This window comes from Kineococcus aurantiacus (assembly GCF_013409345.1).
Lineage (GTDB): Bacteria > Actinomycetota > Actinomycetes > Actinomycetales > Kineococcaceae > Kineococcus > Kineococcus aurantiacus.
On the sequence record NZ_JACCBB010000001.1, the window covers coordinates 4042540 to 4059268 of the forward strand.

At 75.1% G+C, this 16729-nt stretch carries 15 protein-coding genes; 11 read left to right on the forward strand and 4 right to left on the reverse strand.

Annotated elements, in window-relative coordinates; all coding sequences use genetic code 11:
• Positions 1-10: 10 nt before the first annotated feature.
• Positions 11-1477: an aldehyde dehydrogenase family protein gene (locus BJ968_RS19360; protein ID WP_179754594.1), complete on the forward strand. Its 1467-nt coding sequence runs from the start codon at positions 11-13 to the stop codon at positions 1475-1477.
• An 82-nt stretch (positions 1478-1559) separates the two neighbouring features.
• Here the strand turns inward: BJ968_RS19360 and BJ968_RS19365 are convergent, their stop codons facing one another.
• A complete protein-coding gene (locus BJ968_RS19365) occupies positions 1560-2651 on the reverse strand; it encodes a trypsin-like serine peptidase (protein WP_179754597.1) in 1092 nt (363 codons plus the stop codon).
• Between the two features lie 110 nt (positions 2652-2761).
• Here BJ968_RS19365 and dxr point away from each other — a divergent pair, with 110 nt between their 5' ends.
• From dxr to BJ968_RS19395, 6 genes are all read left to right on the forward strand, one after another.
• Positions 2762-3955 carry a 1-deoxy-D-xylulose-5-phosphate reductoisomerase gene (gene dxr, locus BJ968_RS19370; protein ID WP_179757051.1) on the forward strand — a complete coding sequence of 398 codons (1194 nt, stop codon included), beginning with the start codon at positions 2762-2764 and terminating at the stop codon, positions 3953-3955.
• Positions 3952-5274, forward strand: a complete 1323-nt coding sequence (locus BJ968_RS19375) for a site-2 protease family protein (RefSeq protein WP_179754599.1) — start codon at positions 3952-3954, stop codon at positions 5272-5274. The genes dxr and BJ968_RS19375 overlap by 4 nt, the downstream gene beginning before the upstream one ends.
• 75 nt (positions 5275-5349) lie before the next feature.
• Positions 5350-6510, forward strand: a complete 1161-nt coding sequence (ispG, locus tag BJ968_RS19380) for a flavodoxin-dependent (E)-4-hydroxy-3-methylbut-2-enyl-diphosphate synthase (protein ID WP_179754601.1) — start codon at positions 5350-5352, stop codon at positions 6508-6510.
• Positions 6511-6566: 56 nt separating this feature from the next.
• Positions 6567-7451, forward strand: coding sequence for a GNAT family N-acetyltransferase (locus tag BJ968_RS19385; RefSeq protein ID WP_425491529.1), 885 nt, complete (start codon positions 6567-6569; stop codon positions 7449-7451).
• A gap of 326 nt (positions 7452-7777) precedes the next feature.
• Complete coding sequence (locus tag BJ968_RS19390) at positions 7778-9199, forward strand: NADP-dependent succinic semialdehyde dehydrogenase (protein WP_179754603.1); 1422 nt, start codon at positions 7778-7780, stop codon at positions 9197-9199.
• 9 nt (positions 9200-9208) lie between these two features.
• Positions 9209-9898 (forward strand): acetate uptake transporter family protein, encoded by a 690-nt coding sequence (locus BJ968_RS19395; protein WP_179754605.1) that lies wholly within the window; start codon positions 9209-9211, stop codon positions 9896-9898.
• A gap of 111 nt (positions 9899-10009) precedes the next feature.
• Here BJ968_RS19395 and BJ968_RS19400 read toward each other — a convergent pair whose 3' ends face one another.
• A complete protein-coding gene (locus BJ968_RS19400; RefSeq protein ID WP_179754607.1) occupies positions 10010-10393 on the reverse strand; it encodes a VOC family protein in 384 nt (127 codons plus the stop codon).
• Between the two features lie 169 nt (positions 10394-10562).
• Here BJ968_RS19400 and BJ968_RS25945 point away from each other — a divergent pair, with 169 nt between their 5' ends.
• Positions 10563-10916, forward strand: a complete 354-nt coding sequence (locus BJ968_RS25945) for a VOC family protein (RefSeq protein WP_179754609.1) — start codon at positions 10563-10565, stop codon at positions 10914-10916.
• Positions 10917-10980: 64 nt separating this feature from the next.
• Here BJ968_RS25945 and BJ968_RS19410 read toward each other — a convergent pair whose 3' ends face one another.
• Together BJ968_RS19410 and speB are read right to left on the reverse strand one after the other, a co-directional pair.
• On the reverse strand, positions 10981-12711 hold the full coding sequence (locus BJ968_RS19410) for a flavin monoamine oxidase family protein (RefSeq protein ID WP_179754611.1): 1731 nt from the start codon (positions 12709-12711) through the stop codon (positions 10981-10983).
• A gap of 1 nt (position 12712) precedes the next feature.
• Positions 12713-13678, reverse strand: a complete 966-nt coding sequence (gene speB / locus BJ968_RS19415) for an agmatinase (protein ID WP_179754613.1) — start codon at positions 13676-13678, stop codon at positions 12713-12715.
• Between the two features lie 128 nt (positions 13679-13806).
• Here speB and BJ968_RS19420 point away from each other — a divergent pair, with 128 nt between their 5' ends.
• The 3 genes from BJ968_RS19420 to BJ968_RS19430 are packed head-to-tail and all read left to right on the forward strand — an operon-like array spanning position 13807 to position 16717.
• Positions 13807-14445 carry a helix-turn-helix domain-containing protein gene (locus BJ968_RS19420; protein WP_179754615.1) on the forward strand — a complete coding sequence of 213 codons (639 nt, stop codon included), beginning with the start codon at positions 13807-13809 and terminating at the stop codon, positions 14443-14445.
• Between the two features lie 53 nt (positions 14446-14498).
• Positions 14499-15956, forward strand: a complete 1458-nt coding sequence (locus BJ968_RS19425) for an amino acid permease (RefSeq protein ID WP_218885182.1) — start codon at positions 14499-14501, stop codon at positions 15954-15956.
• Entirely contained in the window at positions 15953-16717 is a 765-nt protein-coding gene (locus BJ968_RS19430) for a nitrilase-related carbon-nitrogen hydrolase (protein WP_179754617.1), read from the forward strand. The genes BJ968_RS19425 and BJ968_RS19430 overlap by 4 nt, the downstream gene beginning before the upstream one ends.
• Positions 16718-16729 lie beyond the last annotated feature (12 nt).

Genomic DNA, 16729 nt, shown 5'->3' on the forward strand with positions numbered 1-16729 from the left:
GATCGACCCCGTGACCACCAGCCTGCGTGAGAAGGAACTGCTCGCCGCCGTCCCCACCGGCCTGTTCGTCGGGGGGAGCTGGCGCGAGGCGGCCGACGGCGCGCGCGTCGCCGTCGAGGACCCGTCCACCGGCCAGACCCTCGTCGAGATCGCCGACGCCTCCGTCGAGGACGGCGCCGCGGCCCTGGACGCCGCCGTGGCCGCCGCACCGGCGTGGGCCAGGACCCCGACCCGGGTGCGCGCGGAGGTCCTGCGCAGGGCGTTCGAGCTCATCGCCGCGCGCGCCGACGACTTCGCCCTGCTCATGACCCTGGAGATGGGCAAGCCGCTGGCCGAGGCCAGGGGTGAGGTCGCCTACGGCAACGAGTTCTTCCGCTGGTTCTCCGAGGAGGCCCCGCGCATCTCCGGCCGCTACTCGCAGAACCCCGCCGGCGGGTCCCGGCTGCTGACCATGAAGCAGCCCGTCGGCCCCGTCCTGGCGATCCTGCCGTGGAACTTCCCGCTGGCCATGGGCACCCGCAAGATCGCCCCGGCCCTGGCGGCGGGTTGCACCGTCGTGGTCAAGCCGGCCACCCAGACCCCGCTGACGACGCTGCTGCTGGCCCAGACCCTGGCCGAGGCCGGGGTCCCCGACGGGGTCGTGAACGTCGTCACGACCTCGCGCACCAGCGAGGTCGTCGCGCCGCTCATCGCCGACCCGCGCCTGCGCAAGCTGACGTTCACCGGCTCCACCCCGGTGGGCAAGAAGCTCGTCGAGCAGTCCGCGCAGCAGCTGCTGCGCATCTCCATGGAGCTCGGCGGCAACGCCCCGTTCCTGGTGTTCGACGACGCCGACGTGGACGCGGCCGTCGACGGCGCGGTGCTGGCCAAGATGCGCAACCAGGGCGAGGCCTGCACGGCCGCGAACCGGTTCTACGTCCAGCGCCCCGTCGCCGAGGAGTTCTCCCGCAAGCTCGCCGAGCGCATGGGGTCCCTCGTCGTCGGCCGCGGCACCGAGGACGACACGCAGGTCGGCCCGCTCATCGACGCCCGCGCCCGCGACGACGTCGCCCGGCGCGTCACCGAGGCCGTCGACGCCGGCGCCCGGGTCGTCGTCGGCGGCGGGCCGGTGGGGGACCAGGGGTACTTCTACGCCCCGACCGTCGTCACCGACGTCCCGGCCGGTGCGCGCCTGCTGACCGAGGAGACCTTCGGCCCGGTCGCCCCCGTCGTCGTCTTCGACACCGAGGAGGAGGGCGTCGCCCTGGCCAACGACACCGAGTACGGCCTCGTCGCCTACGCCTTCACCCGGGGCCTGGACCGCGCGATGCGCGTCGCGGAGGCCCTGGAGACCGGCATGGTCGGCCTGAACGCCGGGATCGTGTCCAACGCCGCCGCGCCCTTCGGCGGGGTCAAGGCCTCCGGGTTCGGCCGCGAGGGCGGCTTCGAGGGCATCGAGGAGTACCTGGAGACGAAGTACGTGAACTTCCCGCTCTGACCCCCGGGACGCTCCGACCCCGCACGACGAAGGGCCCCGCCGGTGACGGCGGGGCCCTTCGTCGTCCCGGGGAGCCGAGGCCTCAGGACGCGGCGACGGCCTCGTCGTAGACGTCCCGCACCACGTCCCCGAACCGCGGTCCGTACAGGACCCCGGACCCGTTGCCGTAGCTGAAGCTCACGACCGAGGTGATCGTGCCGGTGCGCTGGGCGGGGTCGAAGTCGCGCAGCCACGGCCCGCCGCTGGACCCGCCGCCGAGGTCGCACAGCGTCGCGTGGTCGGACGTGGCGTCGGCGCCGTTGTCGGTGAACTGCACGCCCGCGCAGTACTGCAGCGTGTCCCCGTCCGCCGTGGTGCTGCGGGCGGGGTAGCCCAGGACCGTCACGCGGCCCACCGACTCGGAGAAGTCGATGCCGTACGCCCCGACGGTGCTCGCCAGCGACCTGCCCGTCGGCGAGCCCGCGACGACGGCGAACCCGACGTCGTAGTTCAGGGCCGCCGCCGACGTCTGATCCTCCTGCGCCCACTGCCTCGTCGTGAACAGCTTGGTCACCGAGAACCGGCCGTGCGGTTCCGCCGTGGCCGTCAGGCCGGGCACGAACAGGACGTTGGTGGACGGCACGCCGTCCTCGGTGAGGCAGTGCCCGGCGGTCACGAGGACGTTGCCCCGGGGGGAGTCGACGCTGCTGGCGCTGCACTCGTACTTGCCGGCGCCCTGCGTGAAGTACAGCCGGCCCACGGTGGGCACGGCCGGGCCCGTCCACGTCGTGGCCCGCGCGACGGCCGCGCCGGTGACGACGTCGGCCGTGGCCCGGGCCCGCGGGGTCAGGACCGGGGCGTCGCCCGCGGCGAGCGTCGACCGGTCCGGGGCCGCCGTGCCCGGCGCGGCCGGGGCGGGTTCGGCGGGGACGGCAGGCTCGGCGGGGACGGTGGTGGTGGCGTCGGCGCCCCGCACCACGACCCGGTCGGCCGGCTCGGCCTGCGCCATCCGCTCCGGCGTCCAGTAGTCCAGCGCGGCCTGCTGCCCGTCCGCGTCGACCGTCGACAGCAGGGTCGCGGCGGAACCGGCCGGTGTCACGGGGACGGCCGAGGCGCTCCCCGCGCCCGTGGTCGTGAAGGCGGCGCAGGCCAGCGCGAACGCGCCGGCCGAGGCCGCGGAGACGAGCCTTCGCATGACGGATGTCCTCCCGGTTCCGGTGGTGCCGTGGGTCATCCTCGCCGATCCCGTGCAGATCCGCCGCAGCGACGTGGTGACGGGGCGTGGCGGTCGCGGGGCACGACATGATGGCCCGCGTGAGCTCTCCCGTCCCCTCCGCCGTCCGCGAGGTGGTGCTGATCGGCAGCACCGGGTCGATCGGCACCCAGGCCCTGGACGTCGTCGCGCACGCGGCGGGCGCCTTCCGCGTCGTCGCGCTGGCCGCCGGCGGGGCCGACGTCGGCACCCTGGCCCGGCAGGCCCTCGACCACGGCGTCGCCCTGGTCGGGGTGGCGCGCGCCGACGCCGAGCAGCCGCTGCGGGAGGCGCTGCGCGCGCACGCCGCGGGCCGCCCGCTCCCGCGCGTCGTCGCCGGCCCCGAGGCGGCCACCGAGGTCGCCGAGCACCCCTGCGACGTCGTCCTGAACGGCACGACCGGCTCGGTGGGCCTGCGCCCGACGCTCGCGGCGCTGCGCGCGGGCCGCACCCTGGCCCTGGCCAACAAGGAGTCCCTCGTCGCCGGCGGCCCGCTCGTGACGCGGGCCGCGGCACCCGGCCAGATCGTCCCCGTCGACTCCGAGCACTCCGCCCTGGCCCAGTGCCTGCGCGCCGGGACGGACCGGGAGGTCGCCCGGCTCGTCCTGACGGCCAGCGGCGGGCCGTTCCGCGGCCGCACGCGCGCGCAGCTGGCCGACGTCACCCCCCAGCAGGCCCTGGCCCACCCCACGTGGTCCATGGGGCCGGTGGTGACGACGAACTCGGCCACCCTGGTCAACAAGGGGCTGGAGGTCATCGAGGCGTCGCTGCTGTTCGGCATCGGCTACGACCGCATCGACGTCGTCGTGCACCCGCAGTCGGTCGTGCACTCGATGGTCGAGTTCACCGACGGCTCCACCCTGGCCCAATGCTCCCCGCCGGACATGCGGCTGCCCATCGCGCTGGGGATGGCCTGGCCGGCGCGGGTGCCCGGCGCCGCGGCCGCCGTCGACTGGACGCGCGCGGCGCAGTGGACGTTCGAGCCGGTCGACGCGCAGGCGTTCCCGGCCCTGGACCTGGCCCGGGAGGCGGGCCGGCGCGGGTCGACCGTCCCGGCCGTCCTCAACGCCGCCAACGAGGAGGCCGTCGCGGCCTTCCACGCCGGCCGGCTGCCCTTCCTGGGCATCGTCGACACCGTCGCCCGGGTCGTCGGCGAGCACGAACCCGGCGGGGACCCCCGCGACGTGGAGGACGTGCTCGCCGCCGAGGAGTGGGCCCGCGCCCGGGCGAACGAGCTCGCCGCGTGAGCACCGTGCTGCTGTGGGTCGCCGGCGTGCTCGCCGCGGCCGTCGGGGTGGCCGTGTCCATCGCGCTGCACGAGCTGGGGCACCTGCTGCCCGCCAAGCGGTTCGGCGTGAAGGTCACCCAGTACATGGTCGGCTTCGGCCCGACGCTGTGGTCGCGGCGGCGGGGGGAGACCGAGTACGGCGTCAAGGCCGTCCCGCTCGGCGGCTACATCCGCATGATCGGCATGTTCCCGCCCGGCCCCGACGGGCGGCTGCGCGCCAGCTCCACCGGCCGCTGGGCGCTCATGGCCGAGGAGGCCCGGCAGGCCAGCTTCGTCGAGATCGGCCCCGGTGAGGAGCAGCGCGCCTTCTACCGCCAGCCGGTGTGGAAGCGCATCGTCATCATGGCCGGCGGGCCCCTCGTCAACCTCGTCCTCGGCTTCGTCCTCACGGGTGTGGCGCTGTCGGCCATCGGGCTGCCCACGGGGGCCTCCACCACGGTCGGCGTCGTCCAGCGGTGCGTGCTGCCGGCCGACACGACCGCGACGACCTGCCCCGCCGACGTCGACCCCACCCCCGGCGCCGCCGCGGGGCTGCGGCCCGGTGACGTCTTCGTCTCCTTCGACGGGCAGCCGGTCACCGGCTGGGTGCAGCTGTCCCGCCTCATCCGCGAGGCCGGGGGCCGCCAGGTGTCCTTCGTCGTCGAGCGCGACGGGCAGCCGGTCACCCTGACCACCACGCCGCTGCTGACCCAGCGCCCCGCCCTGGACGCCGACGGGCGGGCCACCGGCGGGACCGTCGAGGCCGGCTTCCTCGGCGTCTCGCCCACGGCCACGCTGGAGCGGGTCCCCGTCGGGCAGGTGCCCGGCATCGTCCTGGACCAGCTCGCGGGCACCGCCGGCATCGTGCTGAACCTGCCGCAGCGCCTCTACGGCGTCGCGCAGGCCGCCTTCGGCACCCAGGCCCGCGACCCGGAGGGCCCCATCGGGATCGTCGGCATCGGCCGGCTCGCCGGGGAGCTGAACGCCGAGGACTCCCTGTCGGGGAACGCGTTCGCCGAGCGGGCCGGGCGCCTCGTCTCGCTGCTGGCGGGCCTGAACGTCGCGCTGTTCGTCTTCAACGTGGTGCCGCTGCTGCCCTTCGACGGCGGGCACATCGCCGGGGCGCTGTGGGAGGTCGTCAAGAAGGCGGTCTTCCGGCTGCGCCGTCGCCCGGACCCCGGCCCCGTCGACGTCGCCAAGGCCATGCCGCTGGCGTACGGCGTCTCGATCCTGCTCGTGGGCATGAGCGTGCTGCTGCTCTACGCCGACATCGTCCGCCCCGTCACCCTGAACCAGTGACCGGACCGGTGAACTCCCCGTGAAGAGCCCCGCCCCTGGTCGTGAGCCGGGGGCGGGGGGTTGATACTTGACCCCGTGAGCGTCAGCCTCGGTCTCCCCGCCCTGCCCCCGCCCGTCCTGGCCCCGCGCCGCAAGACCCGGCAGATCCAGGTCGGCAAGGTCGGTGTCGGCAGCGACCACCCCGTCTCGGTGCAGTCGATGACGACCACCCCGACGACGAACATCAACGCCACGCTGCAGCAGATCGCCGAGCTGACGGCCACCGGCTGCGACATCGTCCGCGTCGCCTGCCCCAGCGCCGACGACGCCGAGGCGCTGCCGATCATCGCGCGCAAGTCGCAGATCCCCGTCATCGCCGACATCCACTTCCAGCCCAAGTACGTCTTCGCGGCCATCGAGGCCGGCTGCGGGGCCGTCCGCGTCAACCCGGGCAACATCCGCAAGTTCGACGACCAGGTCAAGGCCATCGCCCAGGCCGCCAAGGACCACGGCACGTCGATCCGCATCGGGGTCAACGCCGGCTCCCTGGACCCGCGCCTGATGCAGAAGTACGGCAAGGCCACCCCCGAGGCCCTCGTCGAGTCCGCCGTGTGGGAGGCCTCGCTGTTCGAGGAGCACGACTTCCACGACTTCAAGATCTCGGTCAAGCACAACGACCCGGTGATCATGGTCCGCGCCTACGAGCTGCTCGCCGAGCGCGGCGACTGGCCGCTGCACCTGGGCGTCACCGAGGCCGGACCGGCCTTCCAGGGCACCATCAAGTCCGCCACCGCGTTCGGGGCCCTGCTGGCCAAGGGCATCGGCGACACCATCCGCGTGTCGCTGTCGGCCCCGCCGGCCGAGGAGGTCAAGGTCGGCCTGCAGATCCTGCAGTCCCTCAACCTGCGCCCCCGCAAGCTGGAGATCGTCTCCTGCCCCTCCTGCGGCCGCGCCCAGGTCGACGTCTACTCCCTGGCCGACGCCGTCACCGAGGGCCTGGAGGGCATGAAGGTGCCGCTGCGCGTGGCCGTCATGGGCTGCGTCGTCAACGGCCCGGGGGAGGCCCGCGAGGCCGACCTGGGCGTCGCCAGCGGCAACGGCAAGGGCCAGATCTTCGTCAAGGGCGAGGTCATCAAGACCGTCCCCGAGCACGCCATCGTCGAGACCCTCATCGAGGAGGCCAACCGCCTGGCCGCCGAGATGGGCGAACCCGTCGACGACGACGCCGCCGGCACCCCCACCGTCACCGTCGGCTGAGGGGGCGCCGGGGTGTCCGCCTCGACCGCCGGCGGTTCAGCGGGCAGGATGCCGGGGTGTCCCTGACCAACTCCGCCGCGCGGGGCTCCACCGCGGGGACCCTGCGCGTGCTCGGCGGGCCGGACGCCCCCGCCCTCCTGCGCCTGTGCGAGCGCGACCCCGTCGCCAACCTCTTCGTCTCCGCGCGGCTGCTCGGGCTCGTCGCCCGCCCCGGCACCGACCTCGGGGGGCAGGTCTGGGGCTGGTTCGAGGACGGCGAGCTCGTCTCGGCCTGCTGGGCCGGCGCCAACCTCGTCCCCGTCGAGGCCACGCCCGCCGCGCTGGACGCCTTCGCCGCGCAGGCGCGCGCCGAGGGCCGGCGCTGCTCCTCCCTCGTCGGCCCGGCCGAACCGGTCCTGGCCCTGTGGCAGCGGCTCGAACCGCACTGGCGCGGGGTGCGCGAGGTCCGCGCCCACCAGCCGCTCATGGTCTGCGACACCGAGCCGTCCGTGCGGCCCGACCCCGCCGTGCGGCGCGCCACGCTGCGCGAGCTCGACCTCGTCGTGCCCGCGTGCGTGGCCATGTTCACCGAGGAGATCGGGTACGCCCCGGCCCCGCCCGACGGCGGCGGCGCCTACCGCGCCCGGATCGCCGAGCTCGTCTCCACCGGCCGCTCCTTCGTGCGCGTCGACCCCGGGCCGGCGGGCCCCGAGGTCGTCTTCAAGGCCGAGCTGGGCGCCGTCTCGCCCAAGGTGGTCCAGGTCCAGGGCGTGTGGGTCCCCCCGCACCGGCGCGGGCAGGGGCTGTCCGAACCGGGCATGGCCGCGGTCGTGGAGGCCGCCCGCGCCGACGGCGTCCAGCACGTCTCGCTCTACGTCAACGACTACAACGCCCGCGCGCTCGCGGCCTACCGCCGGGTCGGGTTCCGCGAGGTCGGCGCGTTCGCGACGGTGCTGTTCTAGGGGCCTGTCCCGCGCGTCCCGGACGGTCGTGGTCGTGCTCGGGGGCGGAACACCACGACCTCGGCGGCGACGTGACCGGGGTTCCCCGACGACGTCGTGACCACGACGTGGTGGGGCGGTCCCGGGTTCACGCCCTCGCGCGACACCCTGCTCGCCGTCCGCGGCGTCCGGGCGCCCGTGGCGGCGTCCCCGGTCCCCGCCCTCCCCGCACCCTCAGCGCGTGGAACCGCCCGCAGCGGGTAGGGCGAGAGCGGTGCCGGCCTCACGTCCGGGGCCGACGACAGCGGCGCGACGAGCGGCGCGGACAGAGACGGCGAGGAGCGGACATGGCGATCGCGACGATCGACCCGACGACCGGTGAGACGGTGCGCGAGTTCGAAGCGCTGGACGAGGAGGCCGTGGACGAGCGCATCGCGCGCGCCTCGGCGGCCTTCACGACCTACCGGCTGACGACACCCGAGCAGCGGGTGGGCTGGTTGCGCGCGGCGGCCGACGTGCTGGACGCGGACACCGACGACGTCGCCGCGCTGATGACGCTGGAGATGGGCAAGACGCTGGCCGCGGCGAAGGCCGAGGTGGCCAAGTGCGCCGCGGCGTTGCGCTACTACGCCGAGCAGGGTCCGGCCTTCCTGCGGCCGCGCCCGGCCGACGCCGACGCCGTCGGCGCGCGCGAGGCGTACGTGACGTACCAGCCGCTGGGCGTGGTGCTGGCGGTGATGCCGTGGAACTTCCCCCTGTGGCAGGCGATGCGCTTCGCCGCCCCGGCGCTGATGGCCGGGAACGTGGGGCTGCTCAAGCACGCCAGCAACGTGCCGCAGACCGCGCTCTACCTGGAGGAGCTGTTCCGGAAGGCGGGCTTCCCCGCCGACGTGTTCCAGACGCTGCTCATCGGCTCCGGCGCCATCGAGGCGGTGCTGCGCGACGACCGCGTGGTCGCCGCGACGCTGACCGGCAGCGCACCGGCCGGGCGGTCGGTGGCCTCCGTCGCCGGGGACGTGCTCAAGCCCACCGTGCTGGAACTGGGCGGCAGCGACCCCTTCGTCGTGATGCCCTCCGCCGACCTGGAGACCGCTGCGGGCGTGGCGGTCACCGCCCGCTGCCAGAACAACGGGCAGAGCTGCATCGCGGCCAAGCGCTTCTTCGTGCACGCCGACGTCGCCGAGGAGTTCACCCGGCTGTTCGCCCAGAAGCTGGCCGCGCTGCGGGTGGGGGACCCGATGGCTGACGACACCCAGGTCGGCCCGCTGGCCACGGAGTCGGGCCGTCAGGACGTGGAGGAGTACGTCCGCGACGCCGTCGAGCAGGGGGCGACCGTCGTCACGGGCGGGCAGCGGCCGCAGGGCCCGGGCTGGTTCTACCCGCCGACGCTGCTGACCGGCATCACCCCGCGGATGCGGGTCTACGACGAGGAGGTCTTCGGACCGGTGGCGGTGCTGTTCACCGTCTCCAGCCTCCAGGAGGCGATCGACATCGCCAACAGCCACCCCTACGGGTTGGGGTCGAACATCTGGACGGAGGACGAGGAGGAGCGGGCCCGGTTCGTCCGGGACGTGCAGTCGGGGATGGTCTTCGTCAACGGCATGGTCACCAGCTACCCGGAACTGCCGTTCGGCGGGGTGAAGCAGAGCGGCTACGGCCGCGAACTCACCGACCTGGGCATGCACGCCTTCATGAACGCCAAGACGGTCTGGGTGGGGCCGCCCAGCGGCGAGCAGCGTCAGGGCGACGCCTCCAGCGCGTCCGAGTGAGGCGGGTCCGTGCCTGGGACCGAGCCCGGTGACGGCCTGCAGGACCGCGTGCGCATCGTCCTGCGCCCGGTGGGCAGCGGCCTGCCTCTGGGGTTCTTCGCCTTCGGTGTGGGGATGGCGCTGCTGGGGGGCCTGGACCTGGAGATCGTCCCCGTCGGGCAGTCCCCTCAGCTGGGCTGGATGCTCATCACGTTCGTCGCGCCGGCCGAGCTCGTGGCGGCGGTCATCGCCTTCGCCTCCCGCGACGGTGCCGCCGGCACGGGTCTGGGTCTGTTCGCCGCCGCGTGGTCGGGGATCGGGGGTCAGCTGGTGCTGGGGCCTCCTGGTGGGTCCAGCGCGGTGCTGGGGGTGTACCTGCTCGTGTTCAGCACCGCGGTCGCGCTGCTGGCCCTCGCCGCGCGGCGCGGGCAGCCGTTGATGGCCGCCGTCCTGACGCTGTCGGCGGTGCGCGGGTACTTCGACGGCGTCCACGAGTTCACCGGGACGGGCTGGGCGCAGACCACCGCGGGGGTCCTGGCCTGGGTGATCACCGTGGCGGCCCTCTACGGCGGTCTGGCGTTCGTGCTGGAGGACGGTGCGCACCGCACGGTCCTGCCGCTGGGCCGGCGGGGCGACTCGGCCACGGCGCTGGGCGGGGGCGGCCTGGACGGTCAGCTGAGCGACCTGGACGCCGAGGCCGGGGTGCGCCGGCGGTTGTGAGGTCCGGCTGTGCGGCCACCCGGCCGGCGCGGGGCGTCGGGCAGCACCCGCTGGACGCGGACGCCTCGGTCCGCGGACCCGCTCACCGCGCCGTGCAGCACCTCACCATCCTCACGAGGGGCCCGCGGGGTCCGTCTCCAGGAACACCAGCCCGTTCCCGTCGGGGTCGCTGAAGTGGAACATCGGCGGGACCCCCTCCCACCGCAGCACCTCGTCGTTGTGCAGGACGACCCCCGCCGTGGCGGCCAGCCGGGCGTGGGCGGCGCCGGCGTCGGTCGTGCCCAGCCGCACGGCCAGGGGCAGCGGGCTGTCCGGGGGCAGCAGGACGATCCCGACGTCCGAGCCCGGCGGCACCACCTCCACCACCCGGGCCCCGGGCCACACCTCCACGTCGTGGCGCACCTCGCACCCCAGCACGCCGGTGTAGAAGGCCAGGGCCGCGTCCTGGTCGGCCACCGGCACCGTCACGCTCAGCACCCTCGTCGTCATCGCCATGCCGACAGGACCGTGCGACGGGCCCGGACTCATCGGAGCCGCCGCGGGGGGACCACGCGGCTCTCCCGCCGCTCCGGGGTGCGCCGGGGCGCCGCGCGGGAGACGGTGCCGGGGGCACCGCGGGTCGACGGGTCGACGATCCGCCCGCGGGCCGGACGCGGAGGCGGACGTGGCGAGCGGTGTGGCGACGGTGTGGGTCCCGGTGGCCGACATGGACCGGGCGGTGGAGTTCTACGGACGGACGCTGGGGCTGGAGGTGACGTCGACCTCGCCCGACTGGAGCGAGATCGACGCGAACGGGCTGATGATCGGGCTGAACGCCCGGGAGGAGACCTCGCGCGGGGCCGGCGGGGGCGCCGTCGTGACGTTCCAGCCCGACGGCGGCATCGAGGACGAGGTGGCCCGGTTGCGGGAGGCCGGGGTGGAGTTCACCGGCGACGTCAGCGAGCACCCGTGGGGCCGGATCGCGCCCTTCCGGGACAGCGAGGGCAACGACCTGCAGCTGTACGCCCCGCCGGCCTGAGGGTCTGCCCGGGGGTCTGCCGGGGCGGTGGACGGGTCGGGTGCCGACCCGTCCACGCCCGCGCTCAGGGCAGGCGCAGCGGCTGCAGCTCCGCGAAGCGGTCACCGGGGCCGGGGTTGCCGGGGGCGCTGGCCCCGCCGAGCTGGTGCACCACGCCCCACACGGCGTTCAGGCCCGTCGTGACCGCCCCCTCGGCCCAGCCGGGGGTGAAGGAGATGTCGTCCCCGGCCAGGAAGACCCCGCGCTGGTGCGCCGGCAGGTCGTCCTGGACGAAGTGGGAGAACAGCCGCTGCTGGTAGCGGTAGTGCCCGGGCAGGTTCCCCCGGAAGGCGCCCATGAAGTGCGGTTCGCGCTCCCACGACACGGTGATGGGCTCACCGAGCACGTGCGAGGCGATGTCGACGTCGGGGTAGATCTGCCTGAGGTTGTGCAGCATGAGCCGCACGCGCTCGTCGGTGTCCAGCGCCAGCCACTTCAGGGCGTCGTCGTTCCACGTGTAGCTCAGGCAGATGACGGCGGGGGAGTCCACGGCCGCGGGGTCGTCCAGGCCCTCGCCGCCGTCGAGCAGGTACGTCCCGCGGGTCATGCGGTCGGTGAGGGTCGTGCTCATGACCCGCCGCCCCGTGGCCAGGTCCACGTCGCGCCAGAACGGGCGGTCCACCAGGACGAACGTCTTGGAGGACTGCATGTAGTGCGAGCGCTCCATCGCCATCCACAGGTCGTGGCTGAACAGCGACTCCTCGGTGTCGATGCCCGCCGACAGCAGCCAGGACTGGCACGTGACGACGACGGCCTCGTAGGGACGCTCGGTGCCCCAGCGGTCCAGCACGCGCAGACGGCCGTCCTCGCCGCGGCGCACGCGCGTGACGGCCGAGCGGGGGGACCCGCCGTGAAGGGACCGCAGGCTGGTGCCCGCCGGCCAGTGCACGAGGTCGTCCGGGGCGTGCTCCCACAGGCCCAGCGGGACGCCCTGCGCGCCGCCGGTGATGCGGTGGTGCTGGTCGTCGGCGTCGGTGTGCACGACGCGCAGGATCTCCAGGACGGAGTTGGGGAAGTCGGTGTCCCAGCCGCCGGTGCCGAAACCGACCTGTCCGAACGTCTCCCGGTAGGAGTACGGCAGCGCCGAGAACGCCGGCGACTTCGCGACGAACCCGTAGAACGTCTCCTCGTCCAGGCGGGGGACCGTCCGGTTCCAGATCTCCTTGATCGTGCCCAGGTCCCGGCGTCGGATCGCGTCCTGCATGGCCTCCAGCTCCGCGCCCTCCACCAGCGCGCGCCGCCACGCGGCGGCGACCTCGCCGAACTCGGCGGGCAGGTCGGCGGCGGTCTCGGCGTAGTGGGCCTGGTTGCGCAGCTCGATGACGGTGCTGGGGGTCTGCGGGGCCAGCGGGTTGGGGAACGGGCTGGTGCGCAGGCCGAGGGTGTCGACGTAGTGGAAGAACGCCCGCCCGGAGGCGGGGAAGCGCATGCCGCCCAGGTCGGCGACGGCGCCGGGGACCCCGGGGAAGGCCGCCGAGCGCAGCCGGCCGCCGATCTCGCCGGCCTCGTAGACGACGGGGCGCAGGCCCAGCTTCATCAGCTCGTACGCCGCGACCAGCCCGGACATGCCTGCCCCCACGACGGCGACCTCCGTGCCGAGGCGGTCCTGCGGCACCGAGCCCAGGCCCGCGGGGTGGGCCAGGTAGTCGTCGTAGGGGAAGGGGAAGTCCGGGACGAGCATCGTCAGCGGCCCGGGGCCGCCGGCGGGTGCCTCGGGCAGCTCGTCCTCGGTGCTGGTGCCGGTGGGCAGCGTCACGTCAGCGCCCCTTCCGGGTCGCGGCGAGCACGGACAGCAGCTCGTAGGTGACGTGGGCCGCGGCGATGCCGGTGATCTCGGCGTGGTCGTAGGCGGGGGCGACCTCGACGACGTCGGCGCCGACGACGTTCAGGCCGGTCAGCCCGCGCAGGGTGTTGAGCAGCTCCCGGCTGGTGAGGCCACCGGCCTCGGGGGTGCCGGTGCCGGGGGCCGCGGCGGGGTCGAGGACGTCGATGTCGACGGAGACGTAGACCGGCCCGTCGCCCAGGCGGCGGCGCACGCGGTCCACGGCGCCGGCCACGCCGTCGACCTCGTAGTCGTCGGCGCGCACGACCTGGAAGCCCAGGACGGCGTCGTCCTCGAGGTCCTGCTCGCTGTAGAGGGGACCGCGGGTGCCCACGTGCAGGCAGCGCTCCAGGTCCAGCAGGCCCTCCTCGCTGGCGCGGCGGAACGGGGTGCCGTGGGTGTAGGGGGCGCCGAAGTAGGTGTCCCAGGTGTCGAGGTGGGCGTCGAAGTGCAGGACGGCGAGCTTGCCGTGCTGCCTGGCCAGGGCGCGCAGCGCGGGCAGGGCCAGGGTGTGGTCGCCGCCGAGGGCCATGACGGTCGCGCCGTCCTCGGTCAGCCGGGTCAGCGCGGTCTCCGTCTCGCGCAGCGCCTCGCCGATGTCGAAGGGGTTCAGCCCCAGGTCGCCGGCGTCGGCGACCTGCTGGGCGGCGAAGGGGGAGACGCCCAGGGCCGGGTTGTAGGGCCGCAGCAGCTTGGAGGAGGCGCGGATGTGCCCGGGGCCGAAGCGGGCCCCGGGCCGGTAGCTGACGCCGGAGTCGAAGGGCAGGCCGACGACGGCGACGTCGGCGCGCGAGACCTCGTCCAGGCGCGGCAGGCGCGCGAAGGTGGTGGGGCCGCCGTAGCGGGGGACGCGGGTGGCGTCGACCGGACCCTGCGGCGGAGGGGAGCTGGGGGACGGCATGGTGCCCACAGTGGCGCGTCGCCCCCCGACGGTCAACCCTTGTTTACCGGTGGAGCCAGGGGGTTTCCAGATCGCCCCCGTCGGTGCCACACTGCGGCGACGCGACGGCGGGACGACCAGGGGGCACGGTGCAGGCAGCGGCGACGGGGCCGGACCCGGACGGACCGGGGACCCGCGGCGACCCCGGCGGCTCGGCCCTCGTCGGGGCCCGGCTGCGCGCCGCGCGCCTGGCCCAGCGCCGCACCGTCGCCGAGGTCGCCGAGGCCAGCGGGCTGACCAAGGGCTTCCTGTCCCGCCTGGAGCGCGACCGCGCCACGGCCTCCGTCGCCGCCCTGGTCCGCCTCTGCGGCACCCTCGACCTGGCCGTGGGCAGCCTCTTCACCCCCGCCCCGGCCGGGGAGGTCGTCCGCGCCGGCCACTACCCGCCCATCACCTTCGGCGGGCACGGCCTGCACGAGTCCCTGCTCACCCCGCTGGGGGAACGGCGCGTGGCCGTCATCGTCAGCGAGCTCGCCCCCCGCGGCGGCTCCGGCGACGAGCCCTACGCCCTCGACGCCGACGTCGAGTTCGCCCTCGTCCTGGCCGGCGAGGTCGAGCTGCGCTTCGCCGGCCCCGCACCCGCCGAGACCGTCCTGCTGGGCACCGGGGACGCCTTCACCTTCGACCCCGCCCGCCCCCACAGCTTCCAGGCCGCCGGCGACGGCCCCGCCCGGGTGCTGTGGGTCGTCAGCCCCGCCCTGTCCGACCCGCCGCGCCGCCCCGCGTGAGCGCACCGCACACCCCGCACGAGCACCCGCACGCTCGCGGACGAAGGAGTCCCGTGGACCGCACCACCCCCCGGCCGGGCCTGCGCGCCCAGCTGCTGCGCACCAAACCCGTCGACCAGATCGTCTCCGAGGCCGGCCACGGCACCGGCGGCCCGGCGAGCATGCGCCGCTCCCTGGGCCTGTGGCAGCTGACCGCCCTGAGCATCGGCGCCAGCCTGGGCACCGGCATCTTCGTCGTGCTCGGCGAGTCCGTGCCGCTGGCCGGGCCCGCCGTCGTCGTCAGCTTCGTCCTGGCCGGGTTCACCGCCCTGCTCTCGGCCCTGTCCTACGCCGAGATGGCCGGCGCCGTGCCCGTCGCCGGGTCCAGCTACTCCTACGTCTACGCCACCGTCGGGGAGTTCGCCGGGTGGCTGTGCGGCTGGTGCCTGCTGCTGGAGTACGGCGTCTCGGTCGCCGCCGTCGCCGTCGGCTGGGGGCAGTACGTCGCCGACGTCGTGCACGCCGTCAGCGGTCTCACCCTGCCCGCCTGGACCGTCCAGCCGCCCGGCTCCGGCGGGGTCGTCAACCTGCCCGCCGCCCTCGTCGTCGTCGGCGCCGTGCTCCTGCTGGTGCGCGGCGCGCAGGAGAGCGCCGCCGTCAACGCCGCCATGGTCGTCGTCAAGCTCGTCGTGCTCGCCCTGTTCTGCGCCGTGGCGTTCACCGCCTTCCGGGCCGGCAACCTCACCCCGTTCGCGCCGCTGGGCGCGGCCGGGGCCACCGCCGCCGCCTCCCGGCTCTTCTTCTCCTACATCGGTTTCGACGCCGCCAGCACCGCCGGGGAGGAGGCCCGCGACCCCCGCCGCGACCTGCCGCGCGCCATCGTGCTGTCCCTCGTCGTCATCACCGCCATCTACTGCCTGGTGGCGCTCGCGGCCGTCGGGGCGCGGCGGTGGACGTGGTTCGACGGCGTCGAGGTCGCCCTCGTCGACATCCTGCGCGAGGTCACCGGGCAGACCTGGGTCGGCGTGGTCTTCTCCGCGGGTGCCCTCGTCTCCATCGCCAGCGTCGTGCTGACCGTCCTGTACGGGCAGACGCGCATCCTGTTCAGCATGGCCCGCGACGGGCTGGCCCCGGCGCTGTTCGGCCGCCTGGACCGCCGCGGCGTGCCCGTCCTGAACACCGTCGTCGTCGGCGGGGCCGTCGCCGTCCTGGCCGCCCTCGTGCCGCTGGGCGCGCTCGCCGACGCCACGAGCATCGGCTCGCTGGCCGCCTTCGCCCTCGTCAACGTCTCCGTCGTCGTCCTGCGCCGCACCCGCCCGGACCTGCCCCGCACCTTCCGCGTCCCGCTGTTCCCCCTCACGCCGCTGCTGGGGGCCGCCATGTGCGTGCTGCTGGCCCTCAACCTCGGCACCGGCACCTGGATCGCCTTCGGCGCCTGGACCCTCGTCGGCGTGGCCGTCCACCTCGGCTACGGCCGGCACCGCTCCCGGCTGGCCGTCCCGGCACCCGTCCCGGCGCGGGAGCCGCGGTGAGGATCGCCGTCACCCAGGAGGCCGCGAGCGCCGACGTCGCGGGCAACCTCGCGACCCTGGAGCGGGCGGCCACCGCGGCCGCCCGCGCCGGGGCCGACCTGCTCGTCACCCCGGAGCTGTTCACCAGCGGCTACGACCCCGGCCGGGTGCACCCGGACCCGACCGTGCTGCCGCGGGTGCAGGACGTGGCCCGGCGCACCGGCGTCGCCCTGGTGGTCAGCGAACCGCACGAGGACGCGGGCGTTCCACGGATCACCGCCGTCGTCGTCGACCGCGACGGCACCGTCCGGGGCCGCTACGTCAAGACGCACCTGTACGGCCCCGCCGAGCGCGCCGCGTTCGCTCCCGGCGACGGGACCCCGCTGGTCGTCGACGTCGCGGGGCTGCGCGTCGGCGTCCTCGTCTGCTTCGACGTCGAGTTCCCCGAGACCGTGCGGGGCCTGGCCCTGGCCGGCGCCGACGTCGTCGTGGTGCCCACGGCCGTCTGCGACGCGAGCGTGGCCCGGGTGCTGCTGCCCGCCCGCGCCTACGAGAACCGCGTCGCGCTCGCCTACGCCAACCACCACGGCCCCGCCCCCGACGGGGAGACGTTCAGCGGCGGGTCGGTCCTCGTCGGGCCGGACGGGCGCGTCCTGGCGCTCGCCGGCGCCGACGCACCCGCGCTGCTGGTCGCCGACGTCGACGCCGACGACGTGCGGCGCGCCCGCGACGTCGTGGACCACCTCGCCGAGCGGCGTCCCGGGACGTACCGGCTGGGGTGAGGGGCCGCCGGT